The sequence below is a fragment of the Xanthomonas fragariae genome, assembly GCF_900183975.1.
GTDB classification, from domain to species: Bacteria; Pseudomonadota; Gammaproteobacteria; order Xanthomonadales; family Xanthomonadaceae; genus Xanthomonas; species Xanthomonas fragariae.
This window is the reverse complement of the sequence record NZ_LT853882.1, coordinates 595,097-613,708: the sequence shown is the minus strand read 5'-3', so window position 1 is coordinate 613,708 and position 18,612 is coordinate 595,097. Positions and strand designations below refer to the sequence as shown.

Annotated in this window: 14 protein-coding genes, 1 tRNA gene and 1 pseudogene; 5 read left to right on the top strand and 11 right to left on the bottom strand. The window is 62.4% G+C overall.

The genetic code is table 11. The features are described 5' to 3' along the window. Positions 1-110: 110 nt before the first annotated feature. A complete protein-coding gene (locus PD885_RS02760) occupies positions 111-548 on the bottom strand; it encodes a DUF2946 family protein (protein ID WP_002802575.1) in 438 nt (145 codons plus the stop codon). Positions 549-875: 327 nt separating this feature from the next. Between PD885_RS02760 and PD885_RS02755 the strand changes: the two genes are divergently transcribed. Beyond that, positions 876-2,072, top strand: a complete 1,197-nt coding sequence (locus tag PD885_RS02755; RefSeq protein WP_002802573.1) for a sensor histidine kinase — start codon at positions 876-878, stop codon at positions 2,070-2,072. Positions 2,073-2,392: 320 nt separating this feature from the next. Here the strand turns inward: PD885_RS02755 and PD885_RS02750 are convergent, their stop codons facing one another. Both PD885_RS02750 and PD885_RS02745 read right to left on the bottom strand, forming a co-directional pair. Continuing rightward, positions 2,393-2,674, bottom strand: a complete 282-nt coding sequence (locus PD885_RS02750) for a hypothetical protein (RefSeq protein ID WP_002802571.1) — start codon at positions 2,672-2,674, stop codon at positions 2,393-2,395. Between the two features lie 158 nt (positions 2,675-2,832). After that, positions 2,833-3,816, bottom strand: a complete 984-nt coding sequence (locus PD885_RS02745; protein WP_002802569.1) for a LysR family transcriptional regulator — start codon at positions 3,814-3,816, stop codon at positions 2,833-2,835. Positions 3,817-3,977: 161 nt separating this feature from the next. Between PD885_RS02745 and cobA the strand changes: the two genes are divergently transcribed. The 3 genes from cobA (at position 3,978) to PD885_RS02730 (ending at position 7,130) form a co-directional block, all read left to right on the top strand. After that, a complete protein-coding gene (gene cobA, locus PD885_RS02740) occupies positions 3,978-5,183 on the top strand; it encodes a uroporphyrinogen-III C-methyltransferase (protein ID WP_088057095.1) in 1,206 nt (401 codons plus the stop codon). 16 nt (positions 5,184-5,199) lie between these two features. After that, positions 5,200-6,159, top strand: a complete 960-nt coding sequence (gene cysK, locus PD885_RS02735) for a cysteine synthase A (protein ID WP_002802556.1) — start codon at positions 5,200-5,202, stop codon at positions 6,157-6,159. A 314-nt stretch (positions 6,160-6,473) separates the two neighbouring features. Continuing rightward, positions 6,474-7,130: an O-acetyl-ADP-ribose deacetylase gene (locus tag PD885_RS02730; protein ID WP_002802554.1), complete on the top strand. Its 657-nt coding sequence runs from the start codon at positions 6,474-6,476 to the stop codon at positions 7,128-7,130. Between the two features lie 211 nt (positions 7,131-7,341). Here PD885_RS02730 and PD885_RS02725 read toward each other — a convergent pair whose 3' ends face one another. The 6 genes and pseudogenes from PD885_RS02725 to PD885_RS02700 all read right to left on the bottom strand — a co-directional run bounded on the left by PD885_RS02725 (position 7,342) and on the right by PD885_RS02700 (position 13,832). Further along, complete coding sequence (locus tag PD885_RS02725) at positions 7,342-8,346, bottom strand: class I fructose-bisphosphate aldolase (RefSeq protein WP_088056633.1); 1,005 nt, start codon at positions 8,344-8,346, stop codon at positions 7,342-7,344. 541 nt (positions 8,347-8,887) lie between these two features. Continuing rightward, on the bottom strand, positions 8,888-10,354 hold the full coding sequence (gene pyk / locus PD885_RS02720) for a pyruvate kinase (protein WP_002802550.1): 1,467 nt from the start codon (positions 10,352-10,354) through the stop codon (positions 8,888-8,890). Between the two features lie 198 nt (positions 10,355-10,552). Further along, on the bottom strand, positions 10,553-11,200 hold the full coding sequence (locus PD885_RS02715) for an HAD family hydrolase (protein WP_002802548.1): 648 nt from the start codon (positions 11,198-11,200) through the stop codon (positions 10,553-10,555). Further along, positions 11,197-12,372, bottom strand: a complete 1,176-nt coding sequence (locus PD885_RS02710) for a phosphoglycerate kinase (RefSeq protein ID WP_002802546.1) — start codon at positions 12,370-12,372, stop codon at positions 11,197-11,199. Before PD885_RS02710 ends, PD885_RS02715 begins: the two co-directional genes overlap by 4 nt. 400 nt (positions 12,373-12,772) lie before the next feature. Then, a complete protein-coding gene (locus tag PD885_RS22380) occupies positions 12,773-13,129 on the bottom strand; it encodes a DUF2339 domain-containing protein (RefSeq protein ID WP_261340634.1) in 357 nt (118 codons plus the stop codon). Between the two features lie 212 nt (positions 13,130-13,341). Further along, positions 13,342-13,832: pseudogene (locus PD885_RS02700) on the bottom strand (hypothetical protein). 362 nt (positions 13,833-14,194) lie between these two features. Here PD885_RS02700 and PD885_RS02695 point away from each other — a divergent pair. Beyond that, a tRNA-Ile gene (locus tag PD885_RS02695) sits at positions 14,195-14,287 on the top strand. A gap of 102 nt (positions 14,288-14,389) precedes the next feature. Here the strand turns inward: PD885_RS02695 and PD885_RS02690 are convergent. Both PD885_RS02690 and PD885_RS02685 read right to left on the bottom strand, forming a co-directional pair. Further along, positions 14,390-16,249 carry a hypothetical protein gene (locus tag PD885_RS02690; RefSeq protein ID WP_088056632.1) on the bottom strand — a complete coding sequence of 620 codons (1,860 nt, stop codon included), beginning with the start codon at positions 16,247-16,249 and terminating at the stop codon, positions 14,390-14,392. Between the two features lie 2 nt (positions 16,250-16,251). Further along, a complete protein-coding gene (locus PD885_RS02685; protein WP_197493700.1) occupies positions 16,252-18,522 on the bottom strand; it encodes an ATP-binding protein in 2,271 nt (756 codons plus the stop codon). Positions 18,523-18,612 lie beyond the last annotated feature (90 nt).

Here is an 18,612-nt window from a genome sequence, read left to right as displayed (position 1 = left end):
AGGCATCACTTAACTTAAGGAACGAGTGTCCGTCGCTCTGCTTGCAGACACGCCGAAGGATCAGGCGCGCAATGAACGCAACAGCGTGGACGCTCGCGATGGGGCAAGGCTCACGCGTGCAGCGGTGGCCCACGTGCCCCAAGGGCGGCCCAGCGCAAGGCCGACCATGTCTGCGCCTTGACGTGCACTGGAACCGGCGGTGGCCGGAGTTGCAACAGACACAGCACCACCCATGCCAGCCATGGCAGCAACCGCGCGGCCAGTACGCAGTAGTCGCAGGCTTCGCCATGCATGGCCGCGTCGTGGCCACCGGCAAGGTGCGCTGTCGTATCAGCACTGGCGTGCCGATGCGCCGCAGTCTGCAGCGGCATGGACAGATGATCGGCATGCAGCGAACTGCTCGCATCAAGAGCCGGCCCATTCATGCACATCGGCTCGCCCGCCTGCGCCTGGCTCAAACGACTGATCAGCGGAGCCACCAGCATCAGCGCCACCGCCAGACAGGCAAGCAGGTGCAGCAACCGGTGACGGCGGAACGAACGCAGCATCGTTTAAGTGTATGCCGCCGGGTGCTTGGGAGCGATGGTTGCAGCCGGTGCGCGACCGGATGTCGCACTCTGGATCGGATCGGGCGCCCGCACTAAACGGCACCGGGCACGCGCAGGCTACACACGTTTGAGACGTCGCGGGTGAGACGTCGCAGGCACCGACATCTCGCAATTCAACCGGCGCCTGCCATCATCACTCAAACGTCACTCACATCCTTAATTGTCCAGGTCGGCAGTCACACTTCCAGGCGGGGATGTGATCGGGGACACATGACGCACTCTGTCATGCCCTATGCTTGCATACCATCCTAATTATGCTGCGCGCGCATGAGCACCGTCCTGTCCGATCCAGCGGCTGAGCCATTTCCCTGCGCGCCTAAACCGCCCAGCGAAGCATTGCGCCTCCAAGCGCTGCGCGGCTACCGCATTCTCGATACGCCACGCGAGGCGGCCTTCGAAGACATCACCCGGCTCGCCTCGATCATCTGCCAGACCCCGATCGCCTTGATCAGCCTGGTGGATGACGACCGCCAGTGGTTCAAGAGCGAGCGCGGCCTGGGCGAGCGCGAGACGCCGCTGTTCAAATCGATGTGCGCGCATGCGTTGCTCGATAATGACGTACTGGTGGTCCCCGACACCCGCAGCGACGTGCGCTTTGCACGCAATCCGCTGGTCACTGGCGAAGCGCCGCTGTACTTCTATGCTGGCGCCGTGCTCAGGACTGCCGACGGCCTGCCGCTGGGCACGGTCTGCGTGCTTGACCGGCAGCCGCGTCAGCTCACCGACGAGCAGATCGAAGCGCTACGTGCGCTGGCTCGTCAGACCATGGCGCAGCTGGAACTGCGCCGTGCGCTGCTGATCGCCGAAGAATCTGACCGCTACCGCAGCCGGCTGATGGCCATTGCCGGGCATGATCTGAAGACCCCATTGCGCACTGCCGCCTACGCCATCGACAAGATGCGCCGGCATGCCAATGTCGACTCCATCCCGATCCTGGTGACCGCGCGCGATGCCATCGGTCTGGTGACGCGCAGCCTCGACGAAATCGCCACGCTGGCGGCCGCAAGCAAGACCGCCACGCCGGATCTGCAACAGATGCCGCTGGAAGACGTGCTGCATGCGGTGCTGGGCGTGTGGCGGCAGCCGGCGATCGACAAATGCCTGGCGCTACGTCATGTGCCCACCTCGCTGCGCGTGCGCAGCCACCCCACCTTGCTGACCACTTTGATCGGCAACCTGGTCGGCAATGCCATCAAATACACCGAACGCGGAAGCGTGCTGGTCGGCACCCGTCGCCGCCCCGGTTTCGCGGTGGTGGAAATCATCGACAGCGGCATCGGTTTGAATCTGGATCAACCCGATCAGGTGTTTCAGGCATTCCGCCAGGCCGATCCGCGCAGCGATGGATTGGGCATCGGTCTGTGGATCGTGCACCGCACTGCCGAAACGCTGAGGTGCGAGGTGGACGTGCGTTCGCGCCCGGAAGGCGGCACCTGTTTTTCGGTACGGATTCCGCTGGCCTGAGGGCAGCTACTGGAAGATTGGCGAAAAAGAAGCGGACCCGGGCTCATGCCACCAAGCACGCCACGTCTCTCCCCAGGGTCCGGGTGCGCGAGACCGCTGCATCGCGCAGCCTTACGCAACAGTGATGCGACAGCGCCAGCAACCTACGACCACACCACCAGACAAACCGGCGACGCGATCCACTGCATCGCCGGTTCTACACCGTCCACCCCTAGACGTCCGAGGATGGCGTGTCACGGTTGCCATCAAGGTGTTCGACAGGGCCAAGCGCAACTTGATGCACGCGGATAACGCGGGCTGGCTAGCCCTGACGCGTGCAGTCAGAATTCAGACGCCTCTGCATCCTGCCGCGCAAACCAGTCCGCCGAATGCACATCCTCCGCCGCAACCTCCAGCACCTGGCGCAGCACGGCCAACGGAATCTGCACCTGCGTGCCGCCAGCGTGCAGCACAACCCACAACGATTCGTCGTGCGGGTCGGCCTGTACCGTCAGTACCTCATGCTCGCGCCCATCGATGCCGGCCGATAGTTGCAGCGACATACCGCCGTCCGGTTCGGGAGACCACACCCTGCTGAGTGGCGGACGCAGTGTCTCGGTCATCGGTTGCAATGCCTCGGAGCGGCTAACAGGACCTCGCGCGTGGTCGGCCCCGGGTACACCGCCCGCGCGTGGAAGCCACAGTGTACGCGTCGCGGGCCATGCAGGTTTCGTGTGTCGACCAAGCAACCTAATAGCGACGCAGTCGCCTCCACAACCGCTCAGCTGGTGATGGTCTGGGTCAGCGACTCCCAGGTCGGCGGCAGCGGCCAGGCCGGTGCCTGGTTGCCGTCCAGCACGCGGCGCAGGTCGCGCTTGTCGATCTGCGGCGCCAGTACATGCACCAGGTCCAAAGCGTAGTCGCGCAGCACCCGGTCGCGCGGCAACACCGCCCAGGCGATGCACTCGGCGATCGGCACCGGTGCGGCCCAGGCGCGCAGATCCTCGTCGCTGGCGCTGACAGCCATCTCTGCCACCAGGCCGACACCCAAGCCGGCGCGCACATAGGTCTTGATCAGGTCCGCATCCAGCGCAGTGAGCGCGATGCTCGGCGCCAACCCGACCTGCGCAAATGCACGCTGCAGCGATGAGCCCGGCCGCGTGGAGGATTCGTAGCTGATCAGCGGGTGCTGCGACAGCGCCTGCATGTCGGGCGCGCTGCGTAGCTGATCCAGCGGGTGGCCGCGCGGCACGATCACCAACCGGCGCCAGCGGTACAGCGGCACCGCGATGCCGGCACTCGGCTCGCCACCGGCGGTACTGACCACGGCGATATCGGAGTCGCCCTGGCTGAGCAGATCCAGCGCCGCGCTTTCGGCCGCCTGCTGCAGATGCACGCTCACCTGCGGGTAGGCGTGCTTGATCTGTGCCACCGCTGGCGGCAGCACAAAGCGCGCCTGAGTGTGGGTGGTGGTCAGGGTCAGCTGACCATGGCTCTCGCGGCGCTGATTGGCCGCGTAAGTGCGGATGTTATTGGCTTCAGACAGTACCGCACGCGCACGTTCAATCACCTCCACGCCGGCCGGCGTCACCGCATCCAGGCTGCGCCCCTTGCGCACGAACAACAGAAAACCCAGCTCGTCCTCCAGCTGTTTGAGCTGTTTGGACAGACCGGGCTGGGTCGCATGCACGCGCGCTGCGGCCAACGTGATGTTCAGCTCGGCATCGGCGATGGCAACCAGATAGCGAAGTTGGGTCAGCGTCATTGGCTGTCTCCAAGAAAGCGCGAAACGCGACAGGGACTCGACTGTAGAGGACTTCTGCGAGCCAGCTTATAACCGAACGCTATTTTCAGGGAGTATGAAGTCATTTCCGACGGCTATAAGGCGGCGTTACGGTCTGCCCTCCCTTGTCGATGCTTCAGTCCGTGACCTCTGCATTCCTGCTCCGTGCCGACCTGCGTGACCGTGCCGTCCTGGTAGTCGGTGGCGGTGCCGATGCCGAGCGCGCCACCGCAAACCTGCTGCAGTCCGGCGCGATGCCGCTGGTCGGTGCGCTGGAGCTCACCCCGCAGTTGCGCAGCTGGGCACAAGCCGGGCGAGTGACCTGGTTGCTTGGCCAGTTCGACCCGACATGGTTGGATCTCCCCGATCACCCCATCTGGCTCACCATCGCCGCCAGCGATACTCCGGAGCTCAACGACGCACTACGCAGCGCTGCGAACAGCCGCCGCCTGCTCACCCATGCCGCGGCGCACGCGGCTTCCGCGTCATTACCGGCGCGCTCCTCCATCCCCCGCACCGCCGCCGGCACGCTCTCCTCCGGCAGCGTGACCCTGGTCGGCGCCGGCCCCGGCGATCCCGGCCTACTCACTTGGCACGCGCTGCGCGCGCTGAGACAGGCCGATGTAGTGCTCTACGACCGCCTGGTCAGCCCACAGATCCTGAGCCTTGCACACCCTGGTGCACTCTCCATCGAAGTCGGCAAGGCCGCGCAAGGTCACAGCACCCGTCAGGAGCAGATCCACGCACTGATGCGCGAACACGCACGCGCCGGTCGCCGCGTAGTGCGGCTGAAAGGCGGCGACCCGTTCGTGTTCGGTCGCGGCGGCGAAGAGCTGGAATTCCTGCGCGACCACGGTATCGGCTTCCAGGTCATTCCCGGCATTACCGCCGCGATCGCCTGCGCCGCCTATGCCGGCATTCCGCTGACCCATCGCGACTACGCGCAATCGCTGCGACTGATCACCGCGCACTGCAAGGATTCGCTGGACACGCTCGACTGGCACGCGCTCGGCCAGGATCGCCAGACATTGGCCTTTTACATGGGCGTGGCGGGGCTGGGCGACATCCAGCAGCGCCTGCTGCAGGCCGGCCGCGCGCCCACCACCCCGTTCGCACTGGTCGAAAATGGCTCGCGCCCGCAGCAACGCGTGATCACCGGCACGCTGGCCAGCCTGGCCGCGAGCGCACAGCAGCATGCGGTGCGTGCGCCGGCCTTGCTGATTCTGGGCGAAGTGGCGGCGCTGGCCGGGACACTGCACTGGTTCGGCGCGCCGCCGCTGAGCGGGCAACCGCCCCTGCACTCACCCATTACAACGCCCGACGCGCCCACACTCGCCCACGCAGCCTGATTTCGACGGAGACCCCATGGCCCTGTACGACAACATTCTCGACACCATCGGCCGCACCCCGGTGGTCAAACTCCATCGCCTAGCACCCGAGCACGTGACCCTGTACGTCAAGGTAGAGGCATTCAATCCGGGCGGCTCGGTCAAGGACCGGCTGGCGCTGGCAATCGTGCTGGACGCCGAGCAGCGTGGACTGCTCAAGCCCGGCGACACCATTGTCGAAGCCACTTCCGGCAACACCGGCGTTGCCTTGGCGATGGTGGCCGCCGCGCGCGGCTACAAGTTCGTCGCCACCATGGTGGAAACCTTTTCCATCGAGCGCCGCAAGCTGATGCGCGCCTATGGTGCCAAGGTGATCCTGACCCCGGCCGCCGAGCGCGGCAGCGGCATGGTGCGCAAGGCCAGGGAGCTGGCCGAGCAGCACGGCTGGTTCCTGGCCAGCCAGTTCGCCAACCCTGCCAATCCGGCCTATCACCGCAACACCACTGCGGCTGAAATCCTGCGCGATTTCGCCGGCCACCGGCTGGACCATTTCGTCACCGGCTGGGGCACCGGCGGCACACTCACCGGTGTGGGCGAAGTGTTGCGGGTGGCCCGCCCGGAAGTGCGCATTACCGCCACCGAGCCGGCCGGCGCGGCGCTGTTGCAGGGCCATGACTGGAAGCCGCACAAGATCCAGGGCTGGACCCCGGACTTCGTGCCGGAAGTGCTCAATCGCGACGTCGCACATGAAGTGCTGAGCGTGGAAGACACCGACGCGATCAGCGTGGCGCGTCGCCTGGCTGCTGAGGAAGGCATCTTCACCGGCATCTCCGGCGGTGCCACCGTCGCCACTGCACTGCACGTGGCCGAAAGCGCGGTGCCAGGTGCGGTGGTGCTGGCGATGTTGCCCGACACTGGCGAGCGTTACTTCTCCACACCACTGTTCGCCGACATCAACGAAGGCTCCGACGATGACTGGCTGGCTGGCCTTCCCTGATCGATCGGCTCGACCGTGGCGGTGAGCCGCTTCATCCTGACGATAAAGCGCGGCTGCGTGCCGAATTCGCACGTGATATCAACGACTACTGCGCGCGCGTTCGCCGCTGGCTCGTCGCGTTGAGTGAGTAAGAAGTAGGCGATGGGCCATTGAGATAGTCGATCGTCTCAAAAGATTTGCAAGCGGCCGGTATCAGCGTCGAATCGGACGCGTCCGAAGGGTTCAGCAGATCAGATGAATCGCCGCTAGCGTGCAGGCTCCGAAGCGCCTGACCCATCATGCGCCCATCATGCAAGCCCCATAACTATCACGCTATGAGAATCGAAGTCCGGCAAGGCGACATCACCGAACTCGATGTTGACGTCATCGTCAACGCCGCCAACGCATCACTGCTGGGCGGTGGAGGCGTCGATGGCGCCATCCATCGTGCTGCTGGCCCGCGCTTGTTGGAAGCCTGCAAAGCAGTGCCGCAAATTGGGCCGGGCATGCGTTGTCCCACCGGCGAAGTCCGCATCACCGACGGCTTCAATCTCAAGGCACGCCATATATTTCATACTGTCGGTCCGGTATGGCGCGACGGCAAGCACAACGAGCCGGAGCAACTGGCCAACTGCTATTGGCAATCGCTGAAATTGGCCGAGCAAATGATGCTGCATTCGATCGCGTTTCCGGCGATCAGCTGCGGCATCTACGGCTACCCGCTGTATCAGGCTGCGCGCATTGCCGTGACCGAAACACGCCACTGGCAGCGCTCGCACAAGGTGCCCAAGCACATCGTGTTGGTGGCCTACAACGAGGCGACCTACAAAACGTATCAGCAAGCCTTGGCTGCTCAGCAAACGGCAACTGCCAACTGCCAACTGCCAACTGCCCGACGCAGGCGATCACAGGGTGTTGAGGTAATGAGCGCCGCGAGGCGCTCGTTGCGTTTGGCAAGGCGCGTGTTGTTCAACGCAATCCACTACCCCTGACATTCCTTCAAGACTTCAGTGCATGCGTGAATCTGCATCTCGCCTGATCAAGGGTTGCGCCAGTGCCTGATGTCGGTTCGAGGGAAGTGATGAGTAAATGCACGACTCGACATCACATGGATGCTGCTCTATCGATGCAAACAAAAACGCCGGCATTGCTGCCGGCATCTTGCGTCTTACAAGCGATCTGGCCTTGCGGCCGCCGAAACGATCAGCCCTTCCACTTGCCCAGCGCGGCCAGGCCGTTTTCCTTGGCGCGCTCATAAATGATCTGCTGCGCCTTGGCGAAGTTGCCGGTCATGTCCTTGGCCCACAGCTTCAGTGCGGCCTGCTGCATGGCGCGGCCATAAGAGAAGCTCAGCGGCCACGGCAGATTGCCGAGCTGGTGCATCTCGTTGAGGTGCGCGGTGGATTGCTCGTCGGTCTGGCCGCCGGACAGGAACACGATGCCCGGCAGGATCGCCGGCACGGTGGACTTCAGGCACATCACGGTGGACTCGGCCACTTCTTCGACGCTTGCCTGCTCTTCGCAGCCCTTGCCCGAGATGACCATCGAGGCCTTCAGGATGGTGCCTTCGAGCACGACATTCTGCTCATACAGTGCGCCGAATAGCGAACGCAGCGTAGCTTCGGTGACTTCGTAGCAGGTCTCGATGTCGTGGTCGCCGTCCATGATCACTTCCGGCTCGACCATCGGCACCAGGCCCTGCTCCTGACACAGCGCGGCGTAGCGCGCCAGCGCATGCGAGTTGGCCTCGATGCAGGTGCCGGACGGGATGTCTTCGCCGATGTTGATGACCGCGCGCCACTTGGCGAAACGCGCGCCCAGCGTGTAGTACTCCTCAAGCCGTGCCCGTAGCCCGTCCAGGCCTTCGGTCACCAGCTCGCCCGGCATACCGGCCAGCGCCTGCGCGCCCTTGTCGACCTTGATGCCTGGGATGATGCCGTGCGCGGTCATGTACTCGGCGAACGGCATGCCGTCCTTGGTCTTCTGACGGATGGTCTCATCGAACAGAATGGCGCCGGAGATGTAGTGGCTCAGCTTGGGCGTGGTCAGCAGCAGTTCGCGGTAAGCGCGACGGTTTTCTTCGATGTTCTCGATACCGACGCTGGCAAAACGCTTGGCGATCGTGCTGGTCGATTCGTCGATGGCGATGATGCCCTTGCCCGGGGCGACCATGGCCTGGGCGGTTTCGGCAAGCTGTTCGATGCTCATGTAGTTCCTGTGGCAGCTACGGGGGGATAACGAAAGTATAGCGACGAACGTCGTACACATTTCTTCACGGAATGTCTGCAACCGATTACACGGATTTTACGCGACAGGATATGCGGCGCGGCTCGCATCGCGGTGCGTGCGCCGCCAACGGGGTGAGTGCTGACGCTACCGCTAGCAGTAGGGCACTTGAGACAATGCAGCGACGCGCACGGTGTGGATGCTTGCATGTACGGCGGTCAGGGCGTGGAACGATGAAGATTCGATACCAGCTATCGACACGCGCGCGGGTTGCAGCTGCTGTTATCGATCGCGATCCGCTTGCGCGATTGGAGTGGGACGCTCATCAGATGATGCCGATGGCGTGGCGCCTTGGCGCGACGCTGCATGCTGCATGCTGCATGCTGCATGCAGGCGCACTGTGCAACACACCAGACCTCACACAGCACAACGGCGACCCGCAGGCCGCCGCCGTGTTTGCACACAACGCCGCTTACTCACGTCACGCATCAAACGACGACGCACAATGCGATCAGCCCAGACGTTACAGCTCGCCCAAGCCGCTGGCGCGGCCGTCTTCGCCCACTTCCAGCAGACGCAGCGTGTTGGTGGCACCGTGTGTTTCCATGTGCTCGCCGCTGGTGAACACCACGCGTGCACCGGGTCCCATGCGCTCGTTCTCCACCAGCAGACGGATCGCCGCACGCGCGGCTTCGCGCGGGGTCAGGCCGCGGCTGTCGAAGCTGATCGGGAACACACCACGCATCATCGCCATGTGGCGGCGTGCGCCATCGTGACGGGTGAAAGCGTAGATCGGCATGTTGGAGCGAAAACGCGACAGGTAACGCGGCGTGCCGCCTGACTCGGTCAACGCAACGACACCGGCCAGACCGATGTGCTCGGACAGGAACATGGTGGCCATCGCGATCGCCTGGTCGGCGCGCTGCAGATTGCGTTGCGCCGCTTGGAAATCGGTATCGAATTCGAACTGACGCTCGGCACCCAGACAGATACGCGCCATCGCTTCCACCGCACGCACCGGGTAGGCGCCGGCGGCGGTTTCGGCCGAGAGCATCACCGCATCGGTACCATCGATGACGGCGTTGGCCACGTCGAGCACTTCGGCGCGGGTCGGGATCGGGCTTTCCACCATCGATTGCAGCATCTGCGTGGCGGTAATCACCACTTTGTTCTGCGCCAGCGATTCGCGGATGATCTTCTTCTGCAATCCCGGCAATTCGGCGTCGCCGATTTCCACGCCCAGATCGCCACGCGCAACCATCACCACATCGGAGGCTTCGACGATCTCGACCAGGTTCTCGATCGCTTCGGTGCGCTCGATCTTGGACACCAGCGCGGCATCGCAGCCGTGCTGGCGCGCGATGCGGCGCGCATCGTTCATGTCTTCGGCGTTGCGGCAGAACGACACTGCGATGAAGTCCACGCCGATCTTGGCGACGATGCCGATCAGCTCCTTGTCGCGCTCGGTCAACGCGCCCAGCGACAGACCGCCGCCCTGCTTGTTCAAACCCTTGCGGTCGGACAACACGCCATCGTTGAGCACGGTGGTGACGATGCGCTGCCCCTGGACTTCGGTCACCTGCAACTGCACCAGGCCATCGTCGAGCAGCAGCACGTCGCCGGCGGTCACGTCCTGCGGCAAGCCCAGGTAGCTGACGCCCACCTGATGCTGGTCGCCGGCCGGCGCGTTGGCATCGGCGACCAGGTCGAAGCGCTCGCCCATGCGCAGCTTGATCTTGCCTTCGGCGAAGCGTTCGATGCGGATCTTCGGCCCCGGCAGATCGGCCAGGATGCCGACTTCGGCGCCGACGCGCACGGCGGCGGCACGCACTTCAGCGGCACGCTTGGCCTGGCCGGACGGGTCGCCATGGCTGAAGTTGAGGCGCACCACGTTGACGCCCGCCTTGAACAAGGCGTCCAGCACACCGGGCGGATCCGTTGCCGGTCCGAGTGTGGCGAGGATCTTGGTGCGGCGTTGACGCTCTTTCATGATGGCCTCCCCTATACAAGCCGCGGAACTTAACACACGCGTTACGTCCCAAGAATGGCATTGCGGCATAGCCACCCTCGTATTCCGGCATGTCGTGAATACAATGCGGGACAGTACGTACGCTTGCGCAGCGCGCCCGTGCTGCGGGCTGACGATGCGGGTGCAACCCTAACGCGGCGGCAGTGAAGAACAGACTGTTTACGCGTCGATCAATGCACGCAATTCGGCGGGCTCGTGCGCGATTGCGCCGGCGCCTGCGGCGCGCAACTCGGCTTCGTCGCCGAAGCCCCACAACACGCCGATGCTGTGGATGCCGTGGTGGTTGGCACCGTCGATATCCATGCGACGGTCGCCGATCATCACGCAGCCGGTTTTTTCGATATTCAAACGACGCAATGCTTCGGCGATCAGCCCCGGCTTGAAGCGGCGCTCGCCGTCTTCGCTGGCACCGATCACCTCTTCGAAGCAAGCCCCGAACGGCAAATGCTCGACGATGCGGCGCGCGTAGCGTTCGTTCTTTGACGTAACCACCGCCAAGCGATGACCAGCGCGATGCAGGCTTGCAATCACATTATCGATGCCATCGAACACGCTGAGCTCGGTCCAACCCACTGCGTCGTAACGCCCGCGATACGACGCCAGCACGCGCTGCACCAGTTCCGGATCATCCGGAAAGCATTCGTTAAAGCTGTCGCGCAGTGGCGGGCCGATCCACGCGCGCAGCGTCTGCGCCGATGGACGCGGCTGCCCCACTTCGTCGAAGGCATGCACGATGCTGGCGACGATGCCCGGCTCCGAATCGACCAGGGTGCCGTCCAGATCGAAGAACAGCGTGGCTGCACTCACTTGCCGCGGGCCTGGAGTGCAGCCACGGCCGGCAGGGTCTTGCCTTCCAGAAATTCGAGGAACGCGCCGCCACCGGTGGAGATGTAAGTCACGTCGTTGGCGATGTCGTACTTGTCTACCGCAGCCAAGGTGTCGCCACCGCCGGCAATCGAGAACGCTTTGGAACCGGCGATGGCACGCGCCAGCGTTTCGGTGCCGTGGCTGAAGGGCTCGAATTCGAACACACCAACCGGCCCGTTCCACACCACGGTACCGGCCTTGGCGATCAGCTCGGCATAGCGCGCGGCAGTCTGTGGCCCGATGTCCAGAATCAGATCATCGGCCTCGACTTCAGCGAGCGACTTCACGCTGGCGTCGGCATCGGGCAGGAACTGCTTGGCGACGACCACATCGGTGGGCAACGGAATCTCTGCGCCGCGCGTCCTGGCATCGGCGACGATCTGGTTGGCGGTCGGAATCAAATCCGGCTCGTTCAAGGACTTGCCAACGTCATGCCCGGCGGCGGCGATGAAGGTGTTGGCGATGCCGCCGCCCACGATGAGCTGGTCGACCTTGTTGACCAGGTTGGACAGCAGCTCCAGCTTGGTCGACACCTTGCTGCCGGCCACAATCGCCAGCAACGGCTTGGCCGGGTTGTCCAGCGCCTTGGCCAGCGCGTCAAGCTCGGCCATCAACAGCGGGCCGCCCGCAGCAACGGGAGCGAAACCGATCACGCCATGCGTAGACGCCTGCGCGCGATGCGCAGTGCCAAACGCATCCATGACGAACACATCGCACAGCGCGGCGTACTTGCGCGCCAGCGTCTGGTCGTCCTTGCCCTCGCCGACATTCATGCGGCAGTTTTCCAGCAACACCACCTGGCCCGGCGCGACCTCCACGCCATCGACCCAGTCGCGCACCAACGGCACGTCCACGCCCAGCAGAGCGGTCAGACGCGCGGCCACCGGCGCCAGCGAATCTTGTTCGGTCCAGCGGCCTTCCTTGGGGCGGCCCAAGTGCGAGGTGACCATCACCGCAGCGCCCTTTTCCAGCGCCAATTTGATGGTGGGCACCGAGGCGGTGATGCGCTGCTCGGAGGTGATCTGGCCGTTGTCGATCGGCACGTTGAGATCCTGGCGGATCAGCACGCGCTTGCCGGTCAGGTCGAGGTCGGTCATGCGGACAATGGACATGGGCTTAGCTCGTTAAGTCGGGGGAATGGAGAATCGGCAATGGGGATCGGAGACGCAGCTAATGCAGAGAACGCCCACGTCTGAGCGCTGCGCTGGCAGAGGCCATGGCTCAGCCGTTGAATGCCGGCCTTGCGCCACGACGCAGGCTTGTCGATGGATCCCACGCGCATCGCCGCCGCAAGCGCGGGGCGCGCGAACTGTGGTCGGTCGAACACGACGGGCAATGCGACTGCCTTGGCGACGGGGGGAGGCCCATTGTCGGACCTTCGCGCCGCAGCGGCAAACCGTACTGCGACGCATATGGGAGTCAGTCGTTACGATTGGCGGCCAACGCTATGCAGCACACGCAGTGCCAAACCGCCGACCAGCCAGGCGCCGCCAGCCCGCAACCACGGCACGGTCACGGTGCGTCATCGGCGTAGCGGCTTTCCGCGATTCGTTCGGCCGTCCCGGCGTGACCGCCGCTGGCATCGACGTGGATGATCGGAAATCGACCGGGGCAAGGCACCCACCACGGTCGCGTCCTGTGCGATGCCCGGCAATTCCAGCCACCGCGATTATGCGGGCGCGGTGACATCGTCCAGTTCCGCATCGAGCGCCCGGCAATCAGCGCCACGCTGATGCCCATCGCCAGGCCGGCGCCCAGTAATCCGTACAACTTGAAGGCCCCGAACACGGTCAGCAGCAATCCGCCGATGACACCGCCTTGCAACGCCAACGCAAAGCCGTGCCGCTGCACCCGCACAGCAAGCAGCACCAAGCGCCAAGCGCTATCAATACGATTATCATTTTCAACGCACCAACTCCTGAGCCGGCATCCAGCCGAATGCCCACAGGCACGACACGTCTCTGGGCAGCGCTCCCCCTGCATCAGGGAGGCCGTTGCGGAATGCGGTGAACGATAGCCGCACGTAACGGCGCCATGCACAGAGCTGCAGACCTAAAAAACGCCCGGAAGAACCGGGCGTTTCAAACCCATTCGCGGTAGCCGCTATCGTTCTTGTTGTGGATGATCCAGATCAGGTTGCCGCTGGTATCCATCGATTTGCCGGCGAAGATTTGCCGGCGAACACCAGACGACCCTAGCCTTTGCAGGCCATCTCATAGCGATAGCGATCTCCACCCTAGAAGAACGGGATGAAGGCTTTGCCGGTGACATAGGAACCCTGGTCAGTCGGCTGCCCGATCAGATCGGTGACCTGCTTCATCGGCATGCCGATCTTCAGCTGGGTAAACTTACTGCCCGGTGCAGGCTTGCCGGTGATTTCGCCCTCATAGTCATTGGCTCCCTTGACGGTCTCGCCATAGCCAGCCTCGACGTCGGACGACTTTATCACTTCACCGTCAGCATTCATCCAGGCCGGCGTACCAGTATGTTTTTTCGCCGCCCAGCTGTTCAACGGCAGCGAAAACCCAATCACCACACCGAGCGCTAAAGCGCCTACTAAAAACTTATTCATCGTTATTCTCTCGATCCATGGAGTTCCCCGATCCTTCGTACACGACACGGGAACGGCCGCCGTGCGCGCAAATTAGCGTACATGCGCACCTCAAAGTCCACATCTTGTGGCGGCGGGAACAAGTGTGATCGCGCAGAAAATATCAAAAAGCCAATAGTCAAAAAACAAAGGCCCCGGCATGCCGGGGCCTTTGTTCGTCACATGCGCTATTTGGTAGCAGATGCCCCAAATTCTAGACCGGTCCGTCCGCGTCTTATCCATTGGCTAAGGATGCAATGCGATGTGAGCGTGCTATCCTTTTTTCATGCTGAGACTCTACGATCCTTGCTACTTCCGAATACGGGTGTGATCCAACCGATCACGCCCCTGTAGCTCAATTGGTAGAGCAGCGGATTTATATCCCGTCAGCGCCAGATAAGCGGCAAGTGCCGGTTCGATCCCGGCCAGGGGCACCACCATTGCATGTGGAGTACCACATGGGTGAACCTGCTAACTTACGTAGAGCAACCAGGATGCCCAGCGCTTGTCTGGCCCGCAACGTTTTCCTATGTCTGCGCTCAGGAAGCGCTCCACAGTAGGATGATGAACTTTGTATTGTTCCTGACATCTTGCAGAAATCCCGCGTCCAAAGCCTGAAGCGCCTCTTCTGCTGTTGGCGAAGCGGTGCAGTACACGCAGACAATACGACCACCTATGTCGGTTTTCCCCCGCGGTTTAATGGTAAGGCCGGTCAACAGCCGCACCACGTTGGCATCGAGGGCTTCGCTATGTGCGGTAAGCAAATCGTTTACAGACGATAGATCGAGGTGAAGTTCGTGCTGCTTGGCCTTGGCCCGCTGAATGGCATGTCCCACCTGCGATAGTCCGTCCACAGGCGCATCGGCCACGGCTACACGCAGGTCTGCGAGCAGTGTCGCAACGCCAGCCAGCCGCCAGACCGACAGCGTAACTGGCAATCCCACTCGGGCTGCACGTGCCCCATACTGGGCCGCAATGTTCTGCGCCACATCCGGGCGCATTTCACCGACCATTTGCCAGCCAACGCCGTAAGTGACGCCGAAGGACAAGATCGACTCGGCACGAACGTCGCGTAGATTCCACGTCAATACGTGATTCTCTGAGTTGGCCATCATGGCGCTCATCGGCACGTAGTAATTGCCATCAAGCGTGACCGCCGGCAGCGTGCGTTGGCCACGCACGAACAGGACGGTGGAGCTGTTGAACTCGGACTCTTTCGTCTGCGCCAGATCGCAAGCCTGGGTCAGGTTCAACCAGTCTGTGCCTTCAGGGTCACGCAACACCATGCCGAACCGAAGGTGCTTGCGGATCCAGTGCGCCTGCACCAGAGGCCCCTCACCCGCCGGGTACGGGGGTAGGCCCACTACACCGGCACGCCACTCCATGCTGTGCATCAGGCCGTGGATCGCCGCGCGCGAGTCTCCGACCTCGGCGACAGGTGACAGCAGGTTGGCGGCGCGATGATCGAGCAAGCTGGCATCTAACTGCTGCAACGCGGGGCGCATCCCGCCATCGGCTTCGAGATCGGACAACAAGCGCCGACTGATCGTGTCTTCCACGTAACGGACGTAATCGTCGTTGTCCTTGGACGCCAACTCGTGCAGCAGGTCCATGGCCTGCAGGTCCAACTCCCACAACTTGCTGGCTGTCGCACTGGCGGCCGCGGCGAGCGCGGTCCCCGCATCATTGATGAAGCGCTCCATCTTGGTGACATCCGCGCGGTCGCTCGCCAATTGCCACAGCGCCGCCCGCCATGCCACTAGGTGCGTATCGGTGGCAGGCTTTTCCATGATCCGCATGCGCGAGCTCGATACCTTGAGCTCCGGGCGAATGGTCTTGAAATCTGCCTTCAGCTGCTCCTCGTGCGAGGACATTAGGATGACCTGTAAGGGGCGCTCCAGCTCCTGATGGGTTTCCCGCACTTCGCGGATAAACGGCAATGTTGCATTTGTCGTGGCATCGACCAGAAAGTAGTCCACGATAATCAAATCGTAGAGCTGGTCGTGCGGGATTTGGGGGCTCGAATATGTATCGATGTTGCCTGCCTCGACCCCTAGTTCCTTGAGCAGATCGATGACCCGTTGAACTGGCGCGGCGTGTCCCCGACGCGCTGTCAGAACGGCCTCGGCGGCGGTGCGCAGGCGCTCAGGCGCTTGCACACGAATTGCTTCTTCAGCCAGGGGTTCCACGAGATCGTCCATTTCGTCGGGCACGCGCCCCTCGCGAGTCAGAAGCGCGAGGTATTCTTCACGGTCGGGATCGGTCAGGTCATTCAATAAGGCAGCCACATGGGCATCTGCGATCTGCAGGTCCGCATGGGTGATTCGGGCGGACAGGTCATCGTCAATGACCGCCACCCGTATGATCTGAGCCTCGTTCAGTTTAGCCGCCACATCCATGTCTATTCCTTGGGCAATTGCAGTACGAAGGCACGGTAGCGGCCATCGTCGTCGACGCCGTCGAGCACCAACTTGGCCTGATGATAGGTCGCGACCTCGGCCGCGAGAAAGAGCCCTAGGCCCTGCCCGCGCGGGCGCATGGTGAAGCCCGCAGTGAACACCCGGTCCTTGTCCGCCGACGTGATGCCAGGGCCGTTATCCCACACCGACAGGGTCTTGGACTCGGGATCAAGCTCCAGGTGGATTTCTCGCCGCGTTGCACCAGCCTTTAACCCGCGCTGCAGCCAGTACACGGAGTTAGTGATCAAGTTTTCCACAGCCAGACTGACGAAGCCGCGCACCATGTTCACCATAAACGGACTAATTGAGTCCTCTCCGGAGGTGATCAGCGTCGCGTTGATCTCGTGCCGCTCAAAGCGCGCCTCGTAGCCGCGCAGAATCGTCTGCAGCAGCCCTGCTAGGTCGAAGGGCTCCTTGCGGTGACGGCCTGAAGGCGTCAAGGGATCGAGCTGCCGCAAGCGCGTGTTAATGGCCTTTATCTCGTTATCGAGTTTGATCAATAACTCACGGGTCGACGGCGACTCGTCCTTGGCCAATTTTTGCAGCAACTGCCGGGTATGACCGGTGGTTCGCGTCAGTTCATGCAAGACGCCCGACATCACCGTGCCGACGCCCGCTAGTTCCAAAATGTCTTCACGTCGCTCACCCACCTGCTTGGCCGCTTCCTCAAAGCGTTTGGTCTCGGTCTTAATGAAGTGCAAGTGCTTGGCGATCGACTCAACTGTCTTCTTGGTATCCGCAGGAACCCTCGCACGGATCTCGGCTAACCCCTGCTCGGCCTGCTTGATCCGATTGCGAATAGTCTCCGGCGCGGATTTGGTCACCTCATTCAACTGGCCGCGCTTTTCTTCTTCGCCTTCGTGAGTGATGTGCCGCCGGAGCTCGTCAATCGCGTAGTCAAACAGAATGCTACGCACAAGGCGGGTCTGCCGGGACTCGATTAGGCCCTCGCGGTTAGATCGGTCAATCAGGTTGGGGTTCTCGATTCGACTAATCTCGACAGCACCAACAGTCTGGATGCGATTGACGGCGAACCCGCCGCGCTTGAGCGCGCTGCTGTCGATGGCCAGCCAGTCCTCGCCTGAGGACTGGCCGGAGAAGCCCACCCGAAATCCGTCACGGTAGATTGCAACACCGCCGCTCCACAGGTCTAGTTCAGCCTTCGCCTCCTTCGTAGTGCCGTGCAAAGCGGTTTGCGCCCTCAGCGTGTCGCGGTTGAACCACCGAATGCGCGCCTTGAAGGGACCGATCGAGCGCAGCTCGTCGGGCGTAGCCTCCAATTTGTGGATTACCTCATCTGCCGTTCGCAGAACCTTCTGCGGGTCGATGCCACGCTGATGGTCCACAAGAGTCGTCATGACCACGACGTCGCTGGGCTCCTTCACATCCGGTGTAAACACAAGCTCCAGGTCAGCCTGAGCATGCTCGCTCAAGACCTTCTTCATGCCTTCAATCGGGATACGACCCCCATCGTTGTAATGTACGTCGATAGGAAACACAGCTTGCTTGGTCAGGTCGGGAAACGGATTCTGCAGACGGCGCAGGAAAGAATCGACGAAGCGCTTCTCGACTTGTGCACGATCCCATGTCGATTGCAGGGCGGCAATCTCAATCACTGTGCCGGTGGGATGGTCATGACTGGGCTCAGCTGGAACGATATCGATAGGTATCTGCTCGAGCATCTCGTCAGTCTTATCAAAGACACGCCAGTCGAAGTTGATCTGGTGCGCGCTTTCTCGATCTGTCCAGGATGTGACGGTGGCTCTATCTCCCAGTCGCATCATGGCCAGCCGACCGATGCCCTTGTTGCCAAGAAGCGTGCGCTGAAGTTCTTCGCTGGTTTGCGTGTTGTAGCGTGACGGCGTGCCAATCTGCAGAAACACGTTTTCCAGATCATGTGCATTCATACCGCTGCCGCGATCACTGACGGTAATCGTGTTAATACGCTCGAGCAACGCTACAACTTCTGGCCAGCTTGCCGCGGCCTGCAATGAATCGATCGGGGTTACGACATGCTGCGGCGTAACCTCGCGATCTGCGGACAGGCGCTTGACGACGTTGTCGACGAAGGTGCTTAGATCCTCATCGCCGGAGGGGTGCGAGCGTGCTTGATCGAGAAGTTGGTCAAGCTCAGCCTGTGGTAAACCGATGCGAAATTCGATACGAACCCGCTTGGACTCAGCATCGAATGCGTTTTTGATGAGCTCGTTCAAGGCGACCTCATCGGAAGTGATGAGTTCTGCACCCAAATGTATCAGCGTCCTGGCCGCTACCGAGAAGTTTGCCACGTTCGTCCTTTTTCC

Coding starts and splice junctions, on each gene's coding strand:
- PD885_RS02730 (WP_002802554.1), top strand. CDS start 6,474: ATGAGAATCGAAGTCCGGCAAGGCGACATCACCGAACTCGATGTTGAC.
- PD885_RS02710 (WP_002802546.1), bottom strand. CDS start 12,372: ATGTCCATTGTCCGCATGACCGACCTCGACCTGACCGGCAAGCGCGTG.
- PD885_RS02750 (WP_002802571.1), bottom strand. CDS start 2,674: ATGACCGAGACACTGCGTCCGCCACTCAGCAGGGTGTGGTCTCCCGAA.
- PD885_RS02755 (WP_002802573.1), top strand. CDS start 876: ATGAGCACCGTCCTGTCCGATCCAGCGGCTGAGCCATTTCCCTGCGCG.
- cysK (WP_002802556.1), top strand. CDS start 5,200: ATGGCCCTGTACGACAACATTCTCGACACCATCGGCCGCACCCCGGTG.
- PD885_RS02760 (WP_002802575.1), bottom strand. CDS start 548: ATGCTGCGTTCGTTCCGCCGTCACCGGTTGCTGCACCTGCTTGCCTGT.
- PD885_RS02745 (WP_002802569.1), bottom strand. CDS start 3,816: ATGACGCTGACCCAACTTCGCTATCTGGTTGCCATCGCCGATGCCGAG.
- pyk (WP_002802550.1), bottom strand. CDS start 10,354: ATGAAAGAGCGTCAACGCCGCACCAAGATCCTCGCCACACTCGGACCG.
- PD885_RS02690 (WP_088056632.1), bottom strand. CDS start 16,249: ATGGATGTGGCGGCTAAACTGAACGAGGCTCAGATCATACGGGTGGCG.
- PD885_RS02725 (WP_088056633.1), bottom strand. CDS start 8,346: ATGAGCATCGAACAGCTTGCCGAAACCGCCCAGGCCATGGTCGCCCCG.